Annotated in this window: 1 protein-coding gene; it reads left to right on the forward strand. The window is 40.6% G+C overall.

All coding sequences use genetic code 11. The features are described 5' to 3' along the window. Positions 1 to 144: 144 nt before the first annotated feature. Positions 145 to 1,383: an ISAs1 family transposase gene (locus tag IQ270_RS30265; RefSeq protein WP_193976780.1), complete on the forward strand. Its 1,239-nt coding sequence runs from the start codon at positions 145 to 147 to the stop codon at positions 1,381 to 1,383. Positions 1,384 to 1,405 lie beyond the last annotated feature (22 nt).

Consider the following 1,405-nt stretch of genomic DNA (forward strand, 5'->3'; position numbering starts at 1 on the left):
CAGGGTAAGCGCATCTAATTTGGTAGTTAAATATACAGATTATTTGGCACATTTATATAATGACAGATATCGTTTGAGCATCAGAGATGTTATCTAGTAGACTGATCAGTACAAAGTTTCTATCTTACTTAGCAGGTCGGTCTTATGGCATCAGGTTTCACCTCTGAAAAACACAGGATTAAAAGGTCAAAAAAATTGAGTATAGCTCAGGCAACTGAACTCACAGAAAAGATGGCATTAATATTTGCGGAAATCAAAGACCCCCGTGTGGCAAGAACCCGTGTTCATGTATTAACAGATATTTTAATGATCGGAATATTATCAGTAATTGCAGGAGGTAACGGATGGGAAGACATGGAAAATTATGGAGTAAGTAAAGGTGAATGGTTGGAACAGTTTTTAGCTTTACCAGGAGGTATCCCAAGTGCAGATACATTTCGACGCGTCTTTGAACGCATTAATCCCAAAGTATTTGAGCAATGCTTTCGACGTTGGATAGAATCAATAGTTGAGGTGGCAGGAGCGAAGGTAATTCCCATTGACGGTAAGACTCTTAAAGGCTCATACGATCGTGAACAAGGCAAATCAGCTTTACATTTAGTTAGCGCCTGGTCTAGCGAATATCGTTTGGTTTTAGGACAAGTAAAGGTGGCAGATAAATCGAATGAAATTACCGCAATTCCTGCATTATTAGAGTTATTAGACATGGCCGGATGTATTATTACGATTGATGCTATGGGTACACAAACAGCAATCGCCTCTCAGATTTTTCACGCCAAAGCTGATTATGTCTTAGCACTGAAAGCAAATCATCCTACACTTTACGGACAAGTAAAAAACTGGTTTGAGCAACAATTATCTCACGGATTTGAAGGTACGCTCCATAGTTATGACCAACGGGTAGAACAAGGTCATTATCGTACTGAAAAACGTTCCTGTTGGTGCGTCCCTCTTTCTCAATTGCCAACTTTACATAACCAAAACGATTGGGTTGGTCTTCAATGTGTTGTCATGGTAGTCCGAGTCAGACATCTATGGAATAAAACTACCCGTGAAGTTCAGTTCTATTTAACAAGTTTGCCATGTAATGCCGAGCGAGTAGCACAAGCTATCCGCCTGCATTGGGGTATTGAAAATAGTCTGCATTGGACTTTAGATGTTACCTGGAATGAAGATGCTTGTCGTGTCCGTACAGGTCACGCACCACAAAACTTAGCATTGCTCCGACGCCTAGCTCTTAATGCTTTAAACATGGAGCAATCTTATAAACGTAGCAATCGTCAAAAATCCCATCGGGCTGCTATGGATAATAACTATATGCTGACTGTTCTCGCTAGTTGTTTATTTCCACATGATGATGCCTCAAGACCCTGTTGTCAATAGGCTTTGAGATGCGCTTACCCTG

The sequence above is a fragment of the Microcoleus sp. LEGE 07076 genome (genome assembly GCF_015207455.1).
Taxonomy (GTDB): Bacteria; Cyanobacteriota; Cyanobacteriia; order Cyanobacteriales; family Microcoleaceae; genus Microcoleus.

Bases quoted from the DNA above. Each gene is read 5' to 3' on its own strand.
- IQ270_RS30265 (WP_193976780.1), top strand. From the start codon at position 145: ATGGCATCAGGTTTCACCTCTGAAAAACACAGGATTAAAAGGTCAAAA.